General features: G+C 69.9%; 16 protein-coding genes. 7 read left to right on the forward strand and 9 right to left on the reverse strand.

The features are described from left to right. Positions 1 to 54 precede the first annotated feature (54 nt). The 5 genes from G6N16_RS21250 (at position 55) to G6N16_RS21270 (ending at position 5,440) form a co-directional block, all read left to right on the forward strand. Positions 55 to 678, forward strand: a complete 624-nt coding sequence (locus G6N16_RS21250; RefSeq protein ID WP_234805926.1) for an MspA family porin — start codon at positions 55 to 57, stop codon at positions 676 to 678. A gap of 8 nt (positions 679 to 686) precedes the next feature. Beyond that, a complete protein-coding gene (locus G6N16_RS21255) occupies positions 687 to 1,442 on the forward strand; it encodes a hypothetical protein (RefSeq protein ID WP_083032087.1) in 756 nt (251 codons plus the stop codon). Between the two features lie 87 nt (positions 1,443 to 1,529). Beyond that, complete coding sequence (locus tag G6N16_RS21260; RefSeq protein ID WP_083032086.1) at positions 1,530 to 2,984, forward strand: amino acid permease; 1,455 nt, start codon at positions 1,530 to 1,532, stop codon at positions 2,982 to 2,984. Then, positions 2,981 to 3,871, forward strand: coding sequence for a universal stress protein (locus G6N16_RS21265; RefSeq protein ID WP_083032084.1), 891 nt, complete (start codon positions 2,981 to 2,983; stop codon positions 3,869 to 3,871). The genes G6N16_RS21260 and G6N16_RS21265 overlap by 4 nt, the downstream gene beginning before the upstream one ends. 42 nt (positions 3,872 to 3,913) lie before the next feature. Next, positions 3,914 to 5,440 (forward strand): LCP family protein, encoded by a 1,527-nt coding sequence (locus G6N16_RS21270; protein ID WP_083032083.1) that lies wholly within the window; start codon positions 3,914 to 3,916, stop codon positions 5,438 to 5,440. Here G6N16_RS21270 and G6N16_RS21275 read toward each other — a convergent pair. Next, positions 5,437 to 6,342, reverse strand: a complete 906-nt coding sequence (locus tag G6N16_RS21275) for an enoyl-CoA hydratase (RefSeq protein ID WP_083032081.1) — start codon at positions 6,340 to 6,342, stop codon at positions 5,437 to 5,439. The two genes, G6N16_RS21270 and G6N16_RS21275, sit on opposite strands and share 4 nt — an antisense overlap. A gap of 75 nt (positions 6,343 to 6,417) precedes the next feature. Here G6N16_RS21275 and G6N16_RS21570 point away from each other — a divergent pair, with 75 nt between their 5' ends. Continuing rightward, positions 6,418 to 6,582 (forward strand): hypothetical protein, encoded by a 165-nt coding sequence (locus G6N16_RS21570; protein ID WP_110810905.1) that lies wholly within the window; start codon positions 6,418 to 6,420, stop codon positions 6,580 to 6,582. Next, positions 6,579 to 8,048, forward strand: a complete 1,470-nt coding sequence (locus tag G6N16_RS21280; RefSeq protein WP_110810904.1) for an alpha,alpha-trehalose-phosphate synthase (UDP-forming) — start codon at positions 6,579 to 6,581, stop codon at positions 8,046 to 8,048. The genes G6N16_RS21570 and G6N16_RS21280 overlap by 4 nt, the downstream gene beginning before the upstream one ends. On the opposite strand, the gene G6N16_RS21285 is transcribed toward G6N16_RS21280, so the two are convergent. Genes G6N16_RS21285 through G6N16_RS21320 form a run of 8 tightly spaced genes read right to left on the reverse strand, consistent with a single transcriptional unit; the run spans position 8,030 to position 16,685 of the window. Next, on the reverse strand, positions 8,030 to 8,524 hold the full coding sequence (locus G6N16_RS21285) for a mammalian cell entry protein (protein ID WP_083032077.1): 495 nt from the start codon (positions 8,522 to 8,524) through the stop codon (positions 8,030 to 8,032). The two genes, G6N16_RS21280 and G6N16_RS21285, sit on opposite strands and share 19 nt — an antisense overlap. Further along, the gene (locus G6N16_RS21290) at positions 8,524 to 9,195 is read right to left on the reverse strand and encodes an Rv1363c family protein (protein WP_083032075.1); all 672 of its coding nucleotides are present in this window, start codon (positions 9,193 to 9,195) and stop codon (positions 8,524 to 8,526) included. The genes G6N16_RS21285 and G6N16_RS21290 overlap by 1 nt, the downstream gene beginning before the upstream one ends. Continuing rightward, positions 9,192 to 10,817 (reverse strand): MCE family protein, encoded by a 1,626-nt coding sequence (locus G6N16_RS21295; protein WP_083032074.1) that lies wholly within the window; start codon positions 10,815 to 10,817, stop codon positions 9,192 to 9,194. The genes G6N16_RS21290 and G6N16_RS21295 overlap by 4 nt, the downstream gene beginning before the upstream one ends. Continuing rightward, positions 10,814 to 11,986, reverse strand: coding sequence for an MCE family protein (locus G6N16_RS21300; RefSeq protein WP_110810901.1), 1,173 nt, complete (start codon positions 11,984 to 11,986; stop codon positions 10,814 to 10,816). The genes G6N16_RS21295 and G6N16_RS21300 overlap by 4 nt, the downstream gene beginning before the upstream one ends. Then, the gene (locus G6N16_RS21305) at positions 11,983 to 13,383 is read right to left on the reverse strand and encodes an MCE family protein (RefSeq protein ID WP_083032072.1); all 1,401 of its coding nucleotides are present in this window, start codon (positions 13,381 to 13,383) and stop codon (positions 11,983 to 11,985) included. Before G6N16_RS21305 ends, G6N16_RS21300 begins: the two co-directional genes overlap by 4 nt. After that, a complete protein-coding gene (locus G6N16_RS21310) occupies positions 13,380 to 14,444 on the reverse strand; it encodes an MCE family protein (RefSeq protein WP_234805925.1) in 1,065 nt (354 codons plus the stop codon). Before G6N16_RS21310 ends, G6N16_RS21305 begins: the two co-directional genes overlap by 4 nt. Next, entirely contained in the window at positions 14,431 to 15,462 is a 1,032-nt protein-coding gene (locus G6N16_RS21315; protein ID WP_083032071.1) for an MCE family protein, read from the reverse strand. Before G6N16_RS21315 ends, G6N16_RS21310 begins: the two co-directional genes overlap by 14 nt. Continuing rightward, on the reverse strand, positions 15,462 to 16,685 hold the full coding sequence (locus tag G6N16_RS21320) for an MCE family protein (RefSeq protein ID WP_083032069.1): 1,224 nt from the start codon (positions 16,683 to 16,685) through the stop codon (positions 15,462 to 15,464). The genes G6N16_RS21315 and G6N16_RS21320 overlap by 1 nt, the downstream gene beginning before the upstream one ends. Position 16,686 lies beyond the last annotated feature (1 nt).

Raw genomic sequence — 16,686 nt, forward strand, 5'->3', positions numbered from 1 at the left:
CGCATGACCCCACTGCTCACCCGCGCCACGGCCGGCCCGGCCATCGCGCTCGCCATGACCGCCGGCATCGCGGCCGTCCCCGCCGCACCCCCGCCACCCGCGAATGCCGATCCGGTGCCGATGGCCGCCCAGATCTACGACAAGGTGAGCCGCGACGGCTGGCACATGCAGATCCGGATCGACAACGAGACGATCAACTCAGTGCCGAACCTGGCTGAAGCCTCCAACTCGCGGGAGGGCTTTGTGACCGCCTCGGGCACCGCGACGGTCAGCGGCGGCGCCAGTCCGATCACCGACAGCATCTTCATCCTCGGCTACCAGTTGGGTTGCCAGTCCGACGTGTCCACCGGCCTGCAGTTCGGTGGCACCGCCGGCATAGCGCCGCTGGGATCGGTCGGTGTCGGCGGTGGGGTGCCGGTGGGTGCCAGTGTCGGACTCGGCGCCGGGGCTGCCGGCTTCGTGCAGACCGTCGTGCAGCCGGGGGTGATCGTCGACCTGCCGCTGGCCAATATGGCGCTCAGTGACGGGGGCGAGGCGATGCTCGACATCGACAACATCCACATCAAGGCCGACGCCTGCGGCGGTGACGTCACCATCCGGTCGTACGCCTACCTGCGGATCTCTACCGCCGTCGCCCACACCGAATACGCCATCTACGGCGACCCGGCCAAGATCTGAGGACCCTCATGCGCAATATCTCCGCCGCCGTGCACGCCGGGATCGCCGTGCTGGCCGGCCTAGCCGGGGCCTGCGGCCAGGCCACCGCGTCCCCGGGTCTACCGACGCCACCGCTGATCCCCGTCGCACCGGGACTCGCACCGGGCAGCTATATGTACAACTACAACGTCATCCCGGTCGGCCCGCCGGCACTGTTCGACGCCCGCGGCATCCGGGCGGGCGCCACCGGCGACCCGGCCTCGCAGGCGACCGGCATGCCCGGCAGCGCGCTGGGCCCAGGGCCGTGGAAGTCGAACTTCCTGGGCACCTCGGCGAACACCCGCCTGCATATCAATGCCGGAGAGGCGCCGGCGCAGCAGAGCAATACCCCCGGGCCGGTGATCGGCGCCGACCACAAGGCGGTCGTAGCGCCGGAGGATCCCGGCGGCGCGCCGCCGAAGAAGGTCACCGACCTGGAGTCCAGCCAGCCCACTACGCCCTCCCCCGGTCCCGGGCTGCCGGGAACGGCGATCGAGGACCCCAGCGGCAAACCCGCCGTCGCCGCGCCGGGCGCCAGCGCCCCCGCCGCGCCCAACACCGCCGCCACCACGATCTGGCCCGGCACCCCGGGGTCGGCCCTCGGCGCGTTCCCCCGCGGCGAGAATCCCGGCATCTCGGCCGGCCCAGGCGGCGGGGCGCCCGACGGCGGTCCCGGAGCCACCGACGCCGGCCCGGGCATCTCCGCCGGCCTGGGTGGGCCCGGACCGGTCGACGACGGGCAGTAACCGCGTTCCGCCGGATCGGGCCGCACTTTCCGTTTAGATTCGGCGCACGCGCCCGCAACCCGGGCGACATCCTGGAGAGGAGGTCCGGTGGCATCGATCGTGCAACACGCGCTGCGCCGCAAGCCGGTCTCGGTGATCGCCGCCGAGACCGGCTCCGACGGCGGCGACGGCCAGCTCAAGCGATCGATCGGACTGTTCGGGCTGGTCGCCATCGGTGTCGGCAGCACCATCGGTACCGGCATCTTCTTCATCCTGCGCGAGGCGGTGCCGCCGGCCGGGCCGGCGGTGATCGTGTCGTTCCTGCTGGCCGCCGTGGTCGCCGGGCTGACCGCCATGTGTTACGCGGAACTGGCCGGCGCGGTGCCGGTGGCCGGCTCGTCGTACTCCTACGCCTACACCACCCTCGGTGAGGCGGCCGCCGTCGTCGTCGGCGCCTGTCTGCTGTTGGAGTGGGGGGTGGCCGGGGCGGCGACGGCGGTCGGCTGGTCGGAATACATCAACCAGTTCCTGGGCAACGTGTTCGGCCACCAACTGCCCGTGGCGCTGTCTGGCGCTCCGTCGGAGGGCGGTGTCTGCAACGTGCCGGCGATCCTGCTGGTGTTCATGTGCGCGGCGCTGCTGATCCGCGGCGTCAGTGAATCGGCCAAGGTCAACACCATCATGGTGGCGATCAAGCTGCTGGTGCTGACGGCCTTCGTGATCATCGGCGCCCAGGGCTTCCAGTCCGGCAACCTGCACCCGTTCATGCCCGACGGCGTGGGCGGCGTCACCGTGGCCGCCGGCCTGATCTTCTTTTCCTTCGTCGGCCTCGACGGGGTGGCCGCCGCCGGTGAGGAGGCCAAGAACCCGCACCGGAACCTGCCGCTGGCCCTGATGATCTCGCTGCTGGTGGTCACCGGCATGTACGTGGCGGTGGCGCTGGTGGCCGTCGGCGCGCAGCCGGCGAGCCAGTTCGAGGGCCAGAAGGCCGGGCTGGCGAAGATCCTGGAGGACGTCGTGCACGCGCCGTGGCCGGGCACCGCCCTGGCCGTCGGTGCCATCATCTCCATCTTCAGCGTCACCCTGGTGACCATCTACGGCCAGACCCGCATCCTGTTCGCCATGTCCCGCGACGGGATGATCTCGCCGGTGTTCCACAAGGTGAACCCGCGCACCCTGGCGCCGGTGCACAACACCGTCATCGTCGCCGTCGTCATCGCGGTGCTGGCCGGCTTCATCCCGCTGGACAAGCTGTCGGAGATGACCAGCATCGGCACGCTGACCGCGTTCATCGTCGTCAGCATCGGCGTCATCCTGCTGCGCCGCCGCGCCCCCGAGCTGCCCCGCACCTTCAAGGTGCCGCTGTACCCGATCACCCCGATTCTCTCGATCGCCGGGGCGGGGGTGATCATCTACAAGCTGCAGACGACGACCCTGCTGGTATTCGCGGCGTGGATGGCGCTGGCGCTGCTCTGGTACGTCGTCTACGCCCGCGGGCACTCGAAGCTCAACCGGCACGCCCCCGATATGGAGGATCTGCTCGAGCAGGGCGGCCCGTCATGACGCTGCTGGTCGGCTATCCGGTCAAGCTGCGGGCCGACGACGTCATGCATCTCGCGGTCACCCTCGCCCGCAGCACCGGCGAGGATCTCGTCGTCGCCGTCATCACCCCGGCGCCCTGGATGCCCGGCATGTCCCGAGCCGACCAGGGTTACCGCGCCTACATCGACGAGTTGGTCTCCGATGCCCACGCCGCGGCCCGCGCGCACGTCCCCGCCGATATCAGCGCCCGCTACGTCTCGGCGGCGGCCCGCTCGGTCCCGGCCGGGCTGATGGACGCGGCCGCCGCCGTGGGTGCCGACGCCATCGTGGTCGGTTCCTCCGACGACGGGCGGCCCGGCGAGGTGGCGCTGTCCAGTGTGGCCGACCGTCTGCTGCACAGCGCGCAAGTCCCGGTGGCCGTCGCCACCCGCGGCTATCCGGCGGATATCGCCGGCATCACCCGGGTGACGTGCGCGTTCACCGGGGGCGCGCAGAACCTGGTGCTGCTGGCCTTCGCCCGCGCCCTGGCCTCCCGCTACGGGTGTCCGCTGCGCCTGGTGTCGTTCGCGGTGCACCTGTCCCCGCCGGAGGTCGCCCGGTTCAACACCGAGAGCGGCCAGGTGCTCGCCGAATGGACCGAGAACATCTACGTCGCCGCCCACCGGGCGCTCGGTGATCACCCGGACGAGCCCCCGCAGATCGTCATCGCCCGCGGCGAACAGTGGGCCGAGGCGTTCGGCACCGTCGACTGGGAGGCCGGTGAGCTGCTCGTCGTCGGGTCCAGCGAGGCCGGCCCGATCGAACGGGTGTTCCTCGGTTCGCGGGCCACCAAGATCGTGCGGCACTCCCCGGTCCCGGTGCTGGTGGTGCCCCGCGCGGCCGCCGACAACCCCGCCGACCTGCACTAGGGCTCATAAGATTTACTCAGGTAGACCCCGGATACTGGCGCGATGTCGTCCAGCCGTCACCGCATGCCGCGCGAGTCCGCGCGTGTCTCGCGGATGCTCGGACGCTGCGTCGCCGCGCTGGTCTCCATCCTGGCTTTGGCGTCGACGGCATTCGGCTGGGCGTCGGTGCACAAGGCCATCGGCGGCATCACCTTCTCGCATGCGCTGGAACCCGGCGCGCCGCGCTCGACCGACGGGGCGCAGAACATCCTGCTGATCGGCCTGGACTCCCGCAAGGACCAGCATGGCAACGAGCTGCCGCAGGAGATCCTGGACAAACTGCACGCCGGGGACTCCGACGACGGCGGCTACAACACCAACACGCTGATCCTGATGCACGTCGAACCCAAGCCCGACGGCAAGGAGAAGATCGTCGCCTTCTCCATCCCGCGCGACGACTACGTCAAGTTCACCGGGGTGCCCGGCTACAGCCACATCAAGATCAAGGAGGCCTACGGGCTGACCAAGGCCGACGTGGCCCAGAAGCTGGTCGACGCCGGGGTCACCGATCAGCAGGAACTGGAGACCCGTGGCCGCGAGGCCGGCCGGCGGGCCACCATCAAGGCGGTCCGGGATCTGACCGGAGTGCCGATCGACTCGTTCGCCGAGGTCAACCTGGCCGGCTTCTACGATCTGGCGCAGAGCCTCGGCGGCGTCCAGGTGTGCCTCAACCACGCGGTGTACGACGAGTACTCCGGCGCCGACTTCCCGGCCGGGCGCCAGACGCTGGACGCCGCGCAGTCCCTGGCCTTCGTCCGGCAGCGGCACGGCCTGGACAACGGCGACCTGGACCGCACCCGGCGCCAACAGGCGTTCCTGATCTCGGTGATGCACCAGCTCGACGCCACCGGCACGTTCACCGACCTGTCCAAGCTCAACGCGCTGATCGAGGTCGCGCACAAGGACGTGGTCCTGTCGGCGGGCTGGGATGAAAAGCAGTTCCGCCGGATGCAGGCGCTGGCCGGCGGCGACGTCGAATTCCGCACCCTGCCGGTGGTGCGGTACGACAACATCAACGGCCAGGACGTCAACATCATCGACCCGGCCGCCATCCGCGCCGAGGTGGCCAAGGCCTTCGGTACCAAGGACGCCACCACCACGACGACCACCGCCAAGCCGTCGGCCGACACCGTCGTCGACGTGGTGAACGCCGCCGGGATCTCCGGGCTGGCCGCCTCCGCCTCGGCCAAGCTGGCCGCGCGCGGCTTCCACACCGACCAGGCGCGCGACCCGCAGCCCGGGGATCCGACGGTGACGTCGGTGCGCTACGGCAGCGGTGCGGAGTCCGATGCCCGCAGCGCCGCCGCTCTGCTGGGAATCACCGCCGAACCCATGCTGGAGTCCTCGCTGGCAACTGGGCACATCGAGATCATCCTGGGTCCGGACTACAGCCCGAGCGGGGCCGCCGACACCGACACCGCGACCGAAAGGGTGGAGGTCACCCCGCTGAGCACCAGCACCAGCAGCGACGAGGCCCCGCCGCCGACCGGTATGCCGATCAACGGCGACGGGATCCCCTGCGTCAACTAGGGCGTATCGCGGCGGGCCACCTCGGTCGGCCGGGCCGTCCGCCAGTCCTCGACCTCCGGCGGCAGCGCCACCGGGAAGCCGTTCTCGTTGAGGGCGGCCCAGTGCGCGTGGCCGAGTTCGTGGATGTGGAAGGAGTGCCGCATCGCCTCGGAGAAGCCCATCGCGTCGGTGGCGGCGTTGACCGAATCCTTGACCAGCAGCGCGGCCACCGTCGGGCGGTCGGCGATGCGCTGGGCGAACTCCAGGGTCTTCTCGGTCAGCTCGTCGGCGGGGAACACCTTGGAGACCATGCCCAGCCGGTAGGCCTCATCGGCGTCCAGGGCGTCGCCGGTGAGCAGCAGTTCCTTGGCCTTGCGCGGCCCGAACTCCCACGGGTGGGCGAAATACTCCACACCCGGCATGCCCAGGCGCACCGCGACCACGTCGGAGAACCGGGCGTCGTCGGCGGCCACGATCAGGTCGCAGGCCCAGATCAGCATCAGCGCGGCGGCGATGGCGTTGCCCTGCACCTGCGCGATGGTGATCTTGCGCAGGTTGCGCCAGCGCATGGTGTTGTCGTAGTAGTAGTGCCACTCCTGGATCATCAGCTTCTCGGCCATGCCGTCGCGGGTGGCGCCGTTGCCGGTGAAGCTGGGGTGCAGGCCGGGGCCCGGGGTCCGCTCGGCCAGCGCGGCCTCCGAACCGAGGTCGTGCCCGGCGGAGAAGTTCTTGCCGCGGGCGGCCAGGATGATCACCCGGACGGTGTCGTCGAACTCGGCGCGTTTGAACGCCTCGTCCAGCTGCACCAGCAGGGTGCGGTTCTGGGCGTTGTGCGCCTCGGGGCGGTTGAGCCAGATGCGGGCGATGCGCCCGGAATCCAGCGTTTCGTATTCGACGAACTCGGCTGCCATGCCCGCAAACATTACGTCTTACCGGCAATGTGTCAATGCCGGGGTCGTGAAGCCGTGCCGGTCGCGGTGATCGCCTATCCTGGACAAATGGCCGCCAATACTTCGCCCGCCGACCTCGACCACGTCGAGCCGGTCGCCGACAACACCGCCAGCCAGGCCCGACGGGTCGTCGCCGCGTACGCGACCGACGCCGACGAGTGCCGGGTCTTCCTGTCCATGCTCGGAATCGGCCCGGCCAAAACCGAGGTCTGACCGTGTCGGGAGCGACCGCTGAGTTCGTGGTGGTCGCCAACCGGCTGCCGGTCGACCAGGTCGTCGCCGACGACGGGTCCACCGGCTGGACCCGCAGCCCGGGTGGGCTGGTCACCGCGCTGGAACCGCTGCTGCGCAAACGCAGCGGCGCCTGGATCGGCTGGCCCGGTGTCGCCGCGACCGACACCGCGAAAATTGACGAATCGGTCAACCTCGACGGCATCGAGATGGTGCCGGTGCGTCTGGACGACGGCGACGTCGCCGACTATTACGAGGGTTTCTCCAACGCCACCCTGTGGCCGCTGTATCACGACGTCGTCGTCAAACCCGAGTACCACCGGCACTGGTGGGATCGCTACGTCCGGGTGAATCACCGCTTCGCCGAGGCCGCCGCGCGGATCGCCGGCTACGGCGCCACCGTCTGGGTGCAGGACTACCAGTTGCAGCTGGTGCCGCGGCTGCTGCGGGAGTTGCGGCCCGATCTGCGGATCGGCTTCTTCATGCACATCCCGTTCCCGCCGGTCGAGCTGTTCATGCAACTGCCGTGGCGCACCGAGATCATCGAGGGCCTGCTCGGCGCGGACCTGGTCGGCTTCCACCTGCCCGGCGGGGCGCAGAACTTCATGCAGTTGGCCCGACGACTGCTCGGTGTGCCGACCTCGCGCGGGGCGGTCGGCGTGCGCGGGCGGTACGGGGAGATCGACTACTGGACGCGGACCGTGCGGGTCGGCGCCTTCCCGATTTCCATCGACGCCGCCGAACTCGACGCGGCGGCCCGGCGCCGCGACATCCGGACCCGGGCCCGGGCGCTGCGCGCCGAACTGGGCAATCCGTCCAAGATCCTGCTCGGAGTGGATCGGCTGGACTACACCAAGGGCATCGATGTGCGGCTGCAGGCGTTCACCGAGCTTTTGGCCGATCACCGGGTCGACCCGGACGACACCGTGCTGATCCAGCTGGCCACCCCCAGCCGGGAGCGGGTCGACTCCTATCGGCTGCTGCGCGAGGAGATCGAACGTCAGGTCGGCGCCACCAACGGCGAGTTCGGCCGGGTGGCCCACCCGGTCATCTCCTATCTGCACCGTCCGGTGCCCCGCGACGAGCTGATCACCTTCTTCGTCGCCGCCGACGTGATGTTGGTGACCGCGTTGCGCGACGGGATGAACTTGGTGGCCAAGGAGTACGTGGCCTGCCGCAGCGATCTCGGCGGCGCCCTGGTGCTGTCCGAATTCACCGGTGCGGCAGCCGAATTGCATCAGGCCTATCTCGTGAACCCGCACGATCTGGTGGGGGTGAAGGACGCGATCTGCGCCGCCCTGAACCAGTCGCCGGCCGAGGGCCGGCTACGGATGCGGGCGCTGCGCCGCCAGGTGCTCACCCACGACGTCGACCTGTGGGCGCGGTCCTTCCTGGACTGCCTGGCCAGCACCCGGACCGGTACGCCGGATCAGACCGGCACGATGTAGTTGATCAGCCAGTGGCCGTCGACGCGGGTGAAGTCGACGCGCAACCGGCTGCCGTCGTACTGGGACTTCTTCGACTTGTCGGTGACGGTGCGGTTCATGAACACCAGCACCGAACCGGTGTCCCGGTGTGCGTCAAGGACTCCCGCGCCGGTGACGGTCACCTGGGTGACCAGCCGTCGTTCCCGGGCCGCCGGGATGATGTCGGTCTTGGCGCGCTCGGCGAACTCGGTGCGGTACGCCGGGGTGAGCAGCCCCTCGGCCTCGGTCATCGACGCCTCGACGGTCTGGTAGTCGAACCCGAACACCTTGGGCACGGCGTCAAAGGCCAACTGCCGCAACTGCGTCCTGCTCAGCTGCGCCGCCTCGGCGGTGCTCAGGTTGTAGTAGCCGGCGCCGGCGAAGCCGGCCAGCACCACCAGTGCGACGGCCACCACCAACACACCGGCGGTGGCGGCCACCGACCTCGCGCGGCCCATCAGTTGCCCCCGTCGGGATATTTGAGGTCGTAGCCGGTCATCACGCCGTCGGCGTCCTCGTGCACGATCACCCGCAGCCGGTAGGCCTGCGACGGTTTGTTGACCCCGTCGATGTCGGTCACCGTGACCCGGGCGGCCACCAGCACCGAGGCGTTGTCGGTCGCCTCGTCGATGTCTTCGAGCGCCGCGCCCTTGATCACCACCTCCGAGGTGGCATTGGTGTCGCGGAACAGCGCCTTGAGGTTGTCCACGTTGTTGGCCTGGTCCAGCTGGGCGCGCAGCGGCCCGCTGGTCGAGGTGACGAACCGGTTGACGCTGGCGTCGATGCTGTCGGGGGTGTAGCTGAACATGTTGACCACCACCTGAGTGGCGCCGTCGACGAACCGCTGCTGGCGGGCTGCGACCCGGTCGACGTCGCGCTGGTTGGCCGTCAGCAATGCCACCGCCGCGGTCAGCGCACCGGCCAGCGCGACGGCGAGCACCGCGGCCAGGGCCAGCACCCGCGCCCGGTTGGCCGGGCGTCGGCCCGTGCCGGAAGAGACGGTGACGGCCGAGGTCGCGGGTTCGTCGGCGACCGCGATCGGCTCGATCACCGTGGTCGCGGTACCGGCCGGGCCGGCCGCCCTCGATGCCCGGCGCCGCCTGCCGCCGGGTGGCTGGGTTTCGCTCATGCCGCGGTGGGCCCCAGCATCAGATCGACCCAGTTCTCCGCCGGGGCGGCTCCCTCGACACCGGCCGCGAAGATCCCGGTGCGGCCGTCGGCGTCGGTGAACCGGCCCTGGTTGTCGTAGCTGCGGTACTGCGGCCCGGCGGCCTGCGGCTGCTGCGCGTACGGCGGCACGTACTGGTCGGCCGGCGGCATGAACGGCCCGTTGGGCGCCGGCGGGTTGTCGTTGGGCGGAACCGGCAGCGGGAACGGCGCATTCGGCGCCGGGCCCGGACCGGATTGCACGCCGGGCGGCAGCTGGGTGACCGGCGGCCCCGGGTCGTAGTCCGCGCCGGGCGGGATCAGCGGGAACTTGTTGGGCGGCAGGATATTGCGGTCGTCGGTGACCGGCGTCGAGCCGTACGGGATCGGCGGACCGCGCCACGGGTTGGCGCCGATCGGGATGAAGCCCTTGGGATCCCGGCACAGTTGCACGGTCGGGGCGCGCTTGCCGGGGAACTCCATGCACGGGTAGTTGCGCGCTCCGCGCACCACGGTCGGGTCGTTCTGCGCGGCCTTGCAGTACATGTCGGTCGGCAGATCGCGCAGCGTCTCGTCGGCGGGGCTACGGATCGCCGTCGGCGGCAGGAACCCGACATTGCAGGTCGGCGGGTCGCCGAGGTCGATCTTGAAGTCCAGCTTGCCGCCCTCGTCGGCCGGCACGCCACCGGCGACGGTGTTCAGCGCCGCGATGAGCGCCGGGAAGATCACGAAGGCCTGCTCGATGGACTTGTGGTAGATCACCCCGATCCGGCCCAGGTTCGCCAGGTTGGCCGCGAGCATCGGGAAGTTCGGCCGGATACCGGTGAACGCGGTGTTGGCGGCGTCGGCCACCGACGGGGCGTTGGACAACAGGGTGCGCACCTGCGGGTCGGCGCCGCGCAGCTCGGTGGTGAACCGCGCCAGCCCGTCGGCGATCGCGCGGATGCTGTCGCCGCTGCGGATCTGGGCGTCCATCTGCGGGCCGGCCTGGTCGATCAGCGCGATCGTGGTGTCGGCGTCGGCATTGGCCGCGTCGACGAGTTGCCGCGACGACCGCAGCAGCCGGGCCAGTTCCGGGCCGGTGCCGTTGAACGCGGTGAAGGCCTCGGCCAGCAGCTCGTGCAGCCGGGAGTTGTTGATGGTGGACACCAGGGTGTCGGCCTCGCGCAGCATGCCGGCGATGTCCTGGCCGACCGCGGTGCGGTCGGTGCCGATCACCGCGCCGTCGGCCAGCCGCAGGTCCGACGGCGGCGTCCCCTCCGGCGGTACCAGGTCGATGTACTGCTCGCCGACCGCCGACACGCTCTTGACCGTGGCGGTGACGTTGCCGGGGACCGCGGTGTTGGTGTTCAGCCGCATCTGGGCGACCACGCCGGTGTCGGTCAGGCCGACCGATTCCACCCGGCCGACGGTGACGCCGCGGTAGGTGACGTTGGCGTTGCGGTAGATGCCGCCGCCGGTGACGAACTCGGCGCTGACCCGGTAGCTGCCCAGGCCGAGCTTGGCCGGGACGTGCAGGTAGGCCACCGCGATGGCCGTCACGGTGATCACCGTGACGGCGGCGAAGATCGCCAGCTGGATACGGGAGAACCGGTCGAGTTTCATCGGCCCGCCTCCTGGCCGGTCGCCGTGCCGGGCGGGATCTTGAACGGGTCGGCGGCCTGCCCGGACAGGTTGGCCGACGCCCCGATGACGAAGTCGGGGGCATTGAGGACCTCGGACAGGTGCGGCATGTTCGGGTCCAGGCCCGAGGTGGTGAACACGGTCTCACCGAGGCGGCGCAGCGTCAGGTCGAAGGTGACGAACACGTTGAGGTAGTCGCCGCGCACCGCCTGGCGCAGGTACTTGTAGTGGAACGGGAAGGTGGGCAGGAACGTCAGGTCCTTGATGAATTCCTCGGAGTTGTCGTTGAGTGCCTTCACCACCGGGTACAGGTCCTTCAGGTTCGCCCCGAAGTCGTCCTTGGTCTTGTCCAGCACGTCGGCGGCGACCACGCCGAGGGCGCCCAGCGCGGTGAACGCGTCGATGATCTCGCCGCGGTTGGTGTTGAGCACCTTCAGTGCGGCGGGCATCGACTCGATGGCCCGACCGAGGTTCTCGGAGTTGCGGGCCAGCGTGGCGGAGAACCGATCCAGGCCCCGGGTCGCGGCGATGATGTCGTCGGTGTGCCGGGCCAACGAGGCGGTCAGCTCCCTCAGCCGCGGGATCAGTTCGGCGAACCCGCCGGCCCGGCCGGCCACCGCGGCGTACGCCTCATCGGTGATGTCGGCCAGCCCGCCGAGGTTGCCCTTGCTGACCACCATGCCCAGCGAGGACAGCACCTCCTCGGTGGTCGGGTAGCGCCCGGTCCGGCTGACCGGGATGACGTCGCCCTGCTGCAGCCGGCGGTCCTCGGCGCCGGTGGCCGGTGCCGACAGCGCGACGTGCTGGGAGCCCAGCAGCGAGGTCTGGGCGACCTGCGCGGTGGCGTTGGCCGGCAAATTGACGTTGCTGTCCAGGGACAGCCGGACGGCGGCGTAGAAGCTGCCGTCGGGCCGCTGCCGGGCGGTCAGGCCCGAGACGCTGCCCACGGTGACGTCGTCGACGAGCACCGGCGAGTTCTGCGGCAGGGTCGCCACGTCGGGCAGTTCGACGGTGATGGTGAACGAGCCCGGCCCGTGGCCCTTGGTGCCGGGCATGTCCAGCGAGTTCAGGCCGCCGAACGAGCAGCCGCCGGCCACCAGCGCGACCGCGCCCAGCGCCGTCGCGCGCTTCACCAGCTTCGCGGTTCTCATCCGCCACCCCCCTGCGCGGGGGCGGCCGGGTCCGCGGCCGCCGGTGCCGCCGGTGCCGGTCCGGGCGCCGGGCCGGAGCCGACGACATAGGGCGGTCCGGGTGAGATCTGGCCGGGATTCTCCGCCGGCGGCAGCACCAGGTCGCCGAGGGTGGTTCCGGGCGGGATCACCGGCGGGGTGACGCCGGGAGAGGGCTGCCACTGCAGGTAGGGCACCGGCGTCTGGGCCTTCGCCTCGGTCTCCGGGGTGTCGTAGATGATCTGGCCCTTGTAGGCGGTGATGGTGTTGATCGGGTGGAAGGTCAACGGCGGGAAGTTCATGGTGATCCGGCGCAGCACCGGGGCCATCCGCTCCTGGCAGATCTCGGCGCGCCGGTAGTTGTCCGGGGTGGCGCCGACGTCGTAGGTGCCACCGCACATGAACTGCACCGGGTTGGCGAAGTTCGGCAGCGACAGCAACCCCGCCACCGTGCCCTGCGCGGGGTTGTAGATGTTGTAGAAGTTGGCCAGGCCGTTGGGCGTGACGTGCAGCACCTGCTCGATGTCGTCGGACTGGTTGGACAGCACGGTGGTGAAGTCGGTGAGCTTGTTGACGGTGCCGATCAGAGCGTCGTTGTTGTTCTTGAGGAAACCCCGCACATCGGTGAGCGCGGTATTCAGCGTGGCCAGCGTGGAGTCCAGGCCGGTCGAGCTGTCGGCGAGCACCTGGGACACCGAGGCGACGTGACCGGTGAACTGCACCAACTGCTCGTTGCTGGACGACAGTGCGTTGACCAGCACCTGCAGGTTGCGGATGGTGCCGAACAGGTCGGTGCGGGAGTCACCGAGGCGGCCGGCGGTGCGGGACAATTCGGTCAGCGCGTTGCGGAACGAGTCCCCGTTGCCGTCGAAGGTGTCGGCGGCCTGGTTGATGAAGCCGGTCAGCGGGCCGGCGACGCCGCCGGCGCCCGGGCCGAGTTCGGCGGACAGCTTCGTCAGCTCGCGCTTGACCTCGTCCCATTCCACCGGGACCCCGGTGCGGCCCAGGTCCAGGGTGCTGCCGGCGGCCAGCTCCGGGCCGCCGTCATAGGCCGGGCCGAGCTGGATGAACCGGGCCGCCACCAGGTTCGGCGACACGATCAGCGCGTTGGCGTCGGCGGGCAGTTTCACCGCGTCGTCGATCGACATGGTGACCTTGACGTCGGTGGCGCGCGGTTCGATTGAGTCGATTCTGCCGACCGGGACGCCCACCACCCGGACCTCGTCGCCCGGGTAGAGCCCGACGGCGGAGGTGAACAGGCCGGTGATCTTGTACCTGCCGCGGCCGGGCCACAGCAGCACCAGCCCGGCCACCAGCACCACCACGAGTGCGGCGATCAGGCCCAGGCGCATCCCCCGGGTGCGTAGCAGTGCGGTCATGGCGACTTCGGCCTCACGATCAGCCGTTCCCCGATCAGGCCCTTGAGGTAGTCCGACAGGCTGGCCGGCAGTTTGCCGGGCTGGAAGTACGCGTCGAGCAGCATTTCGCTCATGGTGGCCGGCGGCAGGCCGTAGAGGTTGATCTGGAAGCCCGGTCCGGAACCGACCACCTCGCCCAGCGCCGTCGCGTACGGCGGCAGCCGCTTGAGGGCCTCGCTGATGTAGTCGCGCCGCTCGTTGAGGTTGTCCAGCACCTTGTTCAGGTTGGTCAGGGCGGGCCCGAACTCGCGTTGGTTGTCCGCGACGAACCCGGACAGCTGCACCGACACGTCGTCGATGCCGGCGATGAGCTGGCTCAGCGCCGCGCGGCGCGCGTCCAGCGCGGCGAACAGCTGGTTGCCGTCGAGCACCAGCTGGTTGACCTGACCGGCCCGGTTGGCCAGCGTCTTGGTGACCGACTGGGCGTGCCGGAGCAGCTCACCGAGCGCCTCGTCGCGGGCGTTGAGGGTGCGCGAGAGTCCGGCGACGCCGTCCAGCGCGCCGCGCAGCGACGGGGTGGCGTCGCGCATGGTGTCGGTCAGCGTCGCCAGCGCCTCGGTGAACTTCGCCTTGTCCAGCGCCCCGACGTTGCCGCCGAGGTCCTGCAGCGCGGTGTTGAGGGTGTAGGGCGTGGTGGTCCGCTCCAGCGGGATGACGTCGGCGCTGCCGGATCCCATCGGGGTGATGTCCAGGGACTTCTCGCCCAGGACGGTGTTGGTCTTGATCGACGCCAGGGACTGGTCGCCGACCCGGATCTTGCGGTCGACGGTGAAGCTCACCCGGGCCGCGGTGCCGGCCAGCGCGATGGATCCGACGGAGCCGACCTTGATTCCGGACACGTTCACGTCGTTGCCGGACGCGATGCCGGCGGCGTCGGCGAAGTACGCCTGATACACCTTGCCCTGCGGCCAGAACGGCAGCCCGGTGTACCCGAAGGCGACCAGGATCAGGCACACCACCAGGGTGATGCCGAAAATTCCGGTACGCAGCGGGTTGGGTTCGCGGCGATCATTCGGGGGCAGGAGCGCACCTCCCCTTGGACGGGTCGGCCGGACCACCGAACGGGATCAGAATGTCGCTGCCGGCCGGGCCGTTGATCTTGATCCGGATGGAGCAGTAGTAGATGTTGAAGAACGAGCCGTAGGCACCGAGCCCGTTGAGCCGCAGGTAGTTCTCCGGCAACCGCTCGACGACGCCGTTGACGTCCTCCTTGCGCGCGTCGAGTTTGCCGGCCAGCGGGCGCAGGTTCTCCAGCACGCCCTGCAGCGGCCGACGGCCATTTTGCAGCATGGTGGTCAGGCCGGCTTCGGCGGTGGCCAGCGGGGCGATCGCCCCGGCGATCGGGTCACGGCTCGTGGCCAGTCCGCTGATCAGCTGCTGCAGTTGGTCGACGGTGGCGTCGAACTGGGCGCTGCGGGCGTCGACGGTGCCGAGCACGGTGTTGAGGTTGGTGATCACGTCACCGATCAGCTGGTCCTGGCGGGCCAGTTCCCCGGTGAACGAGCCGGTGTTGGCCAGCATCTCCGAGAGCGCCCCGCCCTGGCCCTGCAGCAGTTCCAGCATGGCGCCGGAGATGGCGTTGATCTTGTCGCCGTCGAGACCCTTGAGTACCGGGCGCAGGCCGCCGAGCAGGGCGTCGAGATCCAGTGCGGGTTCGGTGTTGTTGATCCAGCCGCCGGGCGGCAACTTCACCAGATCGCCTGCGCCGGAACTGATCTGCAGGAAACGGTCGCCGACCAGGTTCTGGTAGCGGATGGCGGCCTTGGTGGAGGTGTAGAGCTGGTAGCGCTTGTCGACGTCGAAGGTGACGTCGACGCTGTTGTCGTCGGCGAGCTTCACACTCTTGACGGTGCCTACCGGCACGCCGGCGATCCGGACGTCCTGACCGGACTTGAGCCGGGAGGCGCTGGCGAACTTGGCGTGGTAGGTGGTGCCGGTGGAGAACTTGAATTCGCCGAACACCACCACCAGGCCGGCGGCCACCAGCAGCATGGCGACGGTAAAGACAGACACCTTGATCAGGGTTGCGCGCTGGTTCATCAGTACCGGTCCCGTTCCGCGAACGCACCGTTGAACAGGAACTGCAGCGTCGACGGCGCGTCGACCTGCACTTCGGTGTTCGGTTGGAACGGCACGTAGGCATTGTCGGTGACCAGGAACGGCGCCCGCCACCAGGAACCGCCGAACTGTTTGCTGGGAATGTTGGGCAGGCCGCGGCAGTTGGGGCCGCCGGAGGCGTTGACCAGGGGCAGGCTCTCCGGGTACGTGTACGCGGGCACACCCGGGATGAAGCTCGACGACACGAACAGGCCCGGCCGGATACCACCGATGATCGGCGCGAACCGGTCGACGGCCATCGCGGTGCCCTTGAGAATGCAGCCGACCTCCGGCGAGTAGTCGCCGAGCACCTTGGTCAGCGCCCGCGAGCGCTGCATGGCCGCGATGTAGTCGGCTGCCGCCGGGGCGAGGGTGTCGTGGGCGTTGTTGGCCAGCCCGGTGGCCGCCAGCAGCGTCCGGTTGAGGTTGCGCTGCTGGCTGACGATGGTGGCGCTGATGGTCGGCACGTTGTCGAACACCGTCGACAGGTCCGGTGCGGCGTCGCCGTAGATGTTGGTCAGCGTCGCGGCCTTGACCACGTCGTCTTCCAGCGTCGGCAGCTTCGGGTTGAGCTTGCCCAGGTAGGAGTTCAGGCCGGCCAGGGTGGCGCCCAGGTTGTCCCCGTTGCCGCGCAGCCCCTCGGCCAGGGCCGTCACCGTGCCGTTGAGCTGCACCGGGTCGAGCTTGAGTAGCAGGTCGTTCAGCGTCTGGAACAGGGTGTTGACCTCGAGTTGCACCGCCGACGCGCGCACCGTGGTGCCGGGGGCCATGGCGCCGCCGACGGCGACGTCCGGCGCGATGAACTCCACCGACTTGGCGCCGAAGATGGTGTTGCCGGCGATCTGCACCCCGGCGTTGGCCGGCACGTGGGCCAGCTGCGCGGAGTCGATGGCCAGCCGCAGCCGGGCCTGCTCGCCGTCGTACTCAATGTCCTTGACCTTGCCGATCTGGATGCCGCGGTACTTGACCTTGGCGTCGGTCTCCATCACCAGGCCGGCGCGCGGGGAGAGCACGGTGACGGCGTCGGTCCGGCTGAACGCCTCGGTGTAGGACAGGTAGGTGATGCCGATCGCAGCGACCAGGATGGCGGCCAGCACCGCACCGGCCAGCCGGACGGCCACGATGTGCGGCATTGCGCCGCGCTTGCGGTGTGCGTGCCCGGCCATC

Source organism: Mycolicibacterium insubricum (assembly GCF_010731615.1).
In the GTDB taxonomy this organism is placed as follows: domain Bacteria; phylum Actinomycetota; class Actinomycetes; order Mycobacteriales; family Mycobacteriaceae; genus Mycobacterium; species Mycobacterium insubricum.

Coding starts and splice junctions, on each gene's coding strand:
- G6N16_RS21255 (WP_083032087.1), top strand. CDS start 687: ATGCGCAATATCTCCGCCGCCGTGCACGCCGGGATCGCCGTGCTGGCC.
- G6N16_RS21305 (WP_083032072.1), bottom strand. CDS start 13,383: ATGACCGCACTGCTACGCACCCGGGGGATGCGCCTGGGCCTGATCGCC.
- G6N16_RS21270 (WP_083032083.1), top strand. CDS start 3,914: ATGTCGTCCAGCCGTCACCGCATGCCGCGCGAGTCCGCGCGTGTCTCG.
- G6N16_RS21290 (WP_083032075.1), bottom strand. CDS start 9,195: ATGAGCGAAACCCAGCCACCCGGCGGCAGGCGGCGCCGGGCATCGAGG.
- G6N16_RS21285 (WP_083032077.1), bottom strand. CDS start 8,524: ATGGGCCGCGCGAGGTCGGTGGCCGCCACCGCCGGTGTGTTGGTGGTG.
- G6N16_RS21265 (WP_083032084.1), top strand. CDS start 2,981: ATGACGCTGCTGGTCGGCTATCCGGTCAAGCTGCGGGCCGACGACGTC.
- G6N16_RS21275 (WP_083032081.1), bottom strand. CDS start 6,342: ATGTTTGCGGGCATGGCAGCCGAGTTCGTCGAATACGAAACGCTGGAT.
- G6N16_RS21570 (WP_110810905.1), top strand. CDS start 6,418: ATGGCCGCCAATACTTCGCCCGCCGACCTCGACCACGTCGAGCCGGTC.
- G6N16_RS21300 (WP_110810901.1), bottom strand. CDS start 11,986: ATGAGAACCGCGAAGCTGGTGAAGCGCGCGACGGCGCTGGGCGCGGTC.
- G6N16_RS21315 (WP_083032071.1), bottom strand. CDS start 15,462: ATGAACCAGCGCGCAACCCTGATCAAGGTGTCTGTCTTTACCGTCGCC.
- G6N16_RS21320 (WP_083032069.1), bottom strand. CDS start 16,685: ATGGCCGGGCACGCACACCGCAAGCGCGGCGCAATGCCGCACATCGTG.
- G6N16_RS21250 (WP_234805926.1), top strand. CDS start 55: ATGACCGCCGGCATCGCGGCCGTCCCCGCCGCACCCCCGCCACCCGCG.
- G6N16_RS21295 (WP_083032074.1), bottom strand. CDS start 10,817: ATGAAACTCGACCGGTTCTCCCGTATCCAGCTGGCGATCTTCGCCGCC.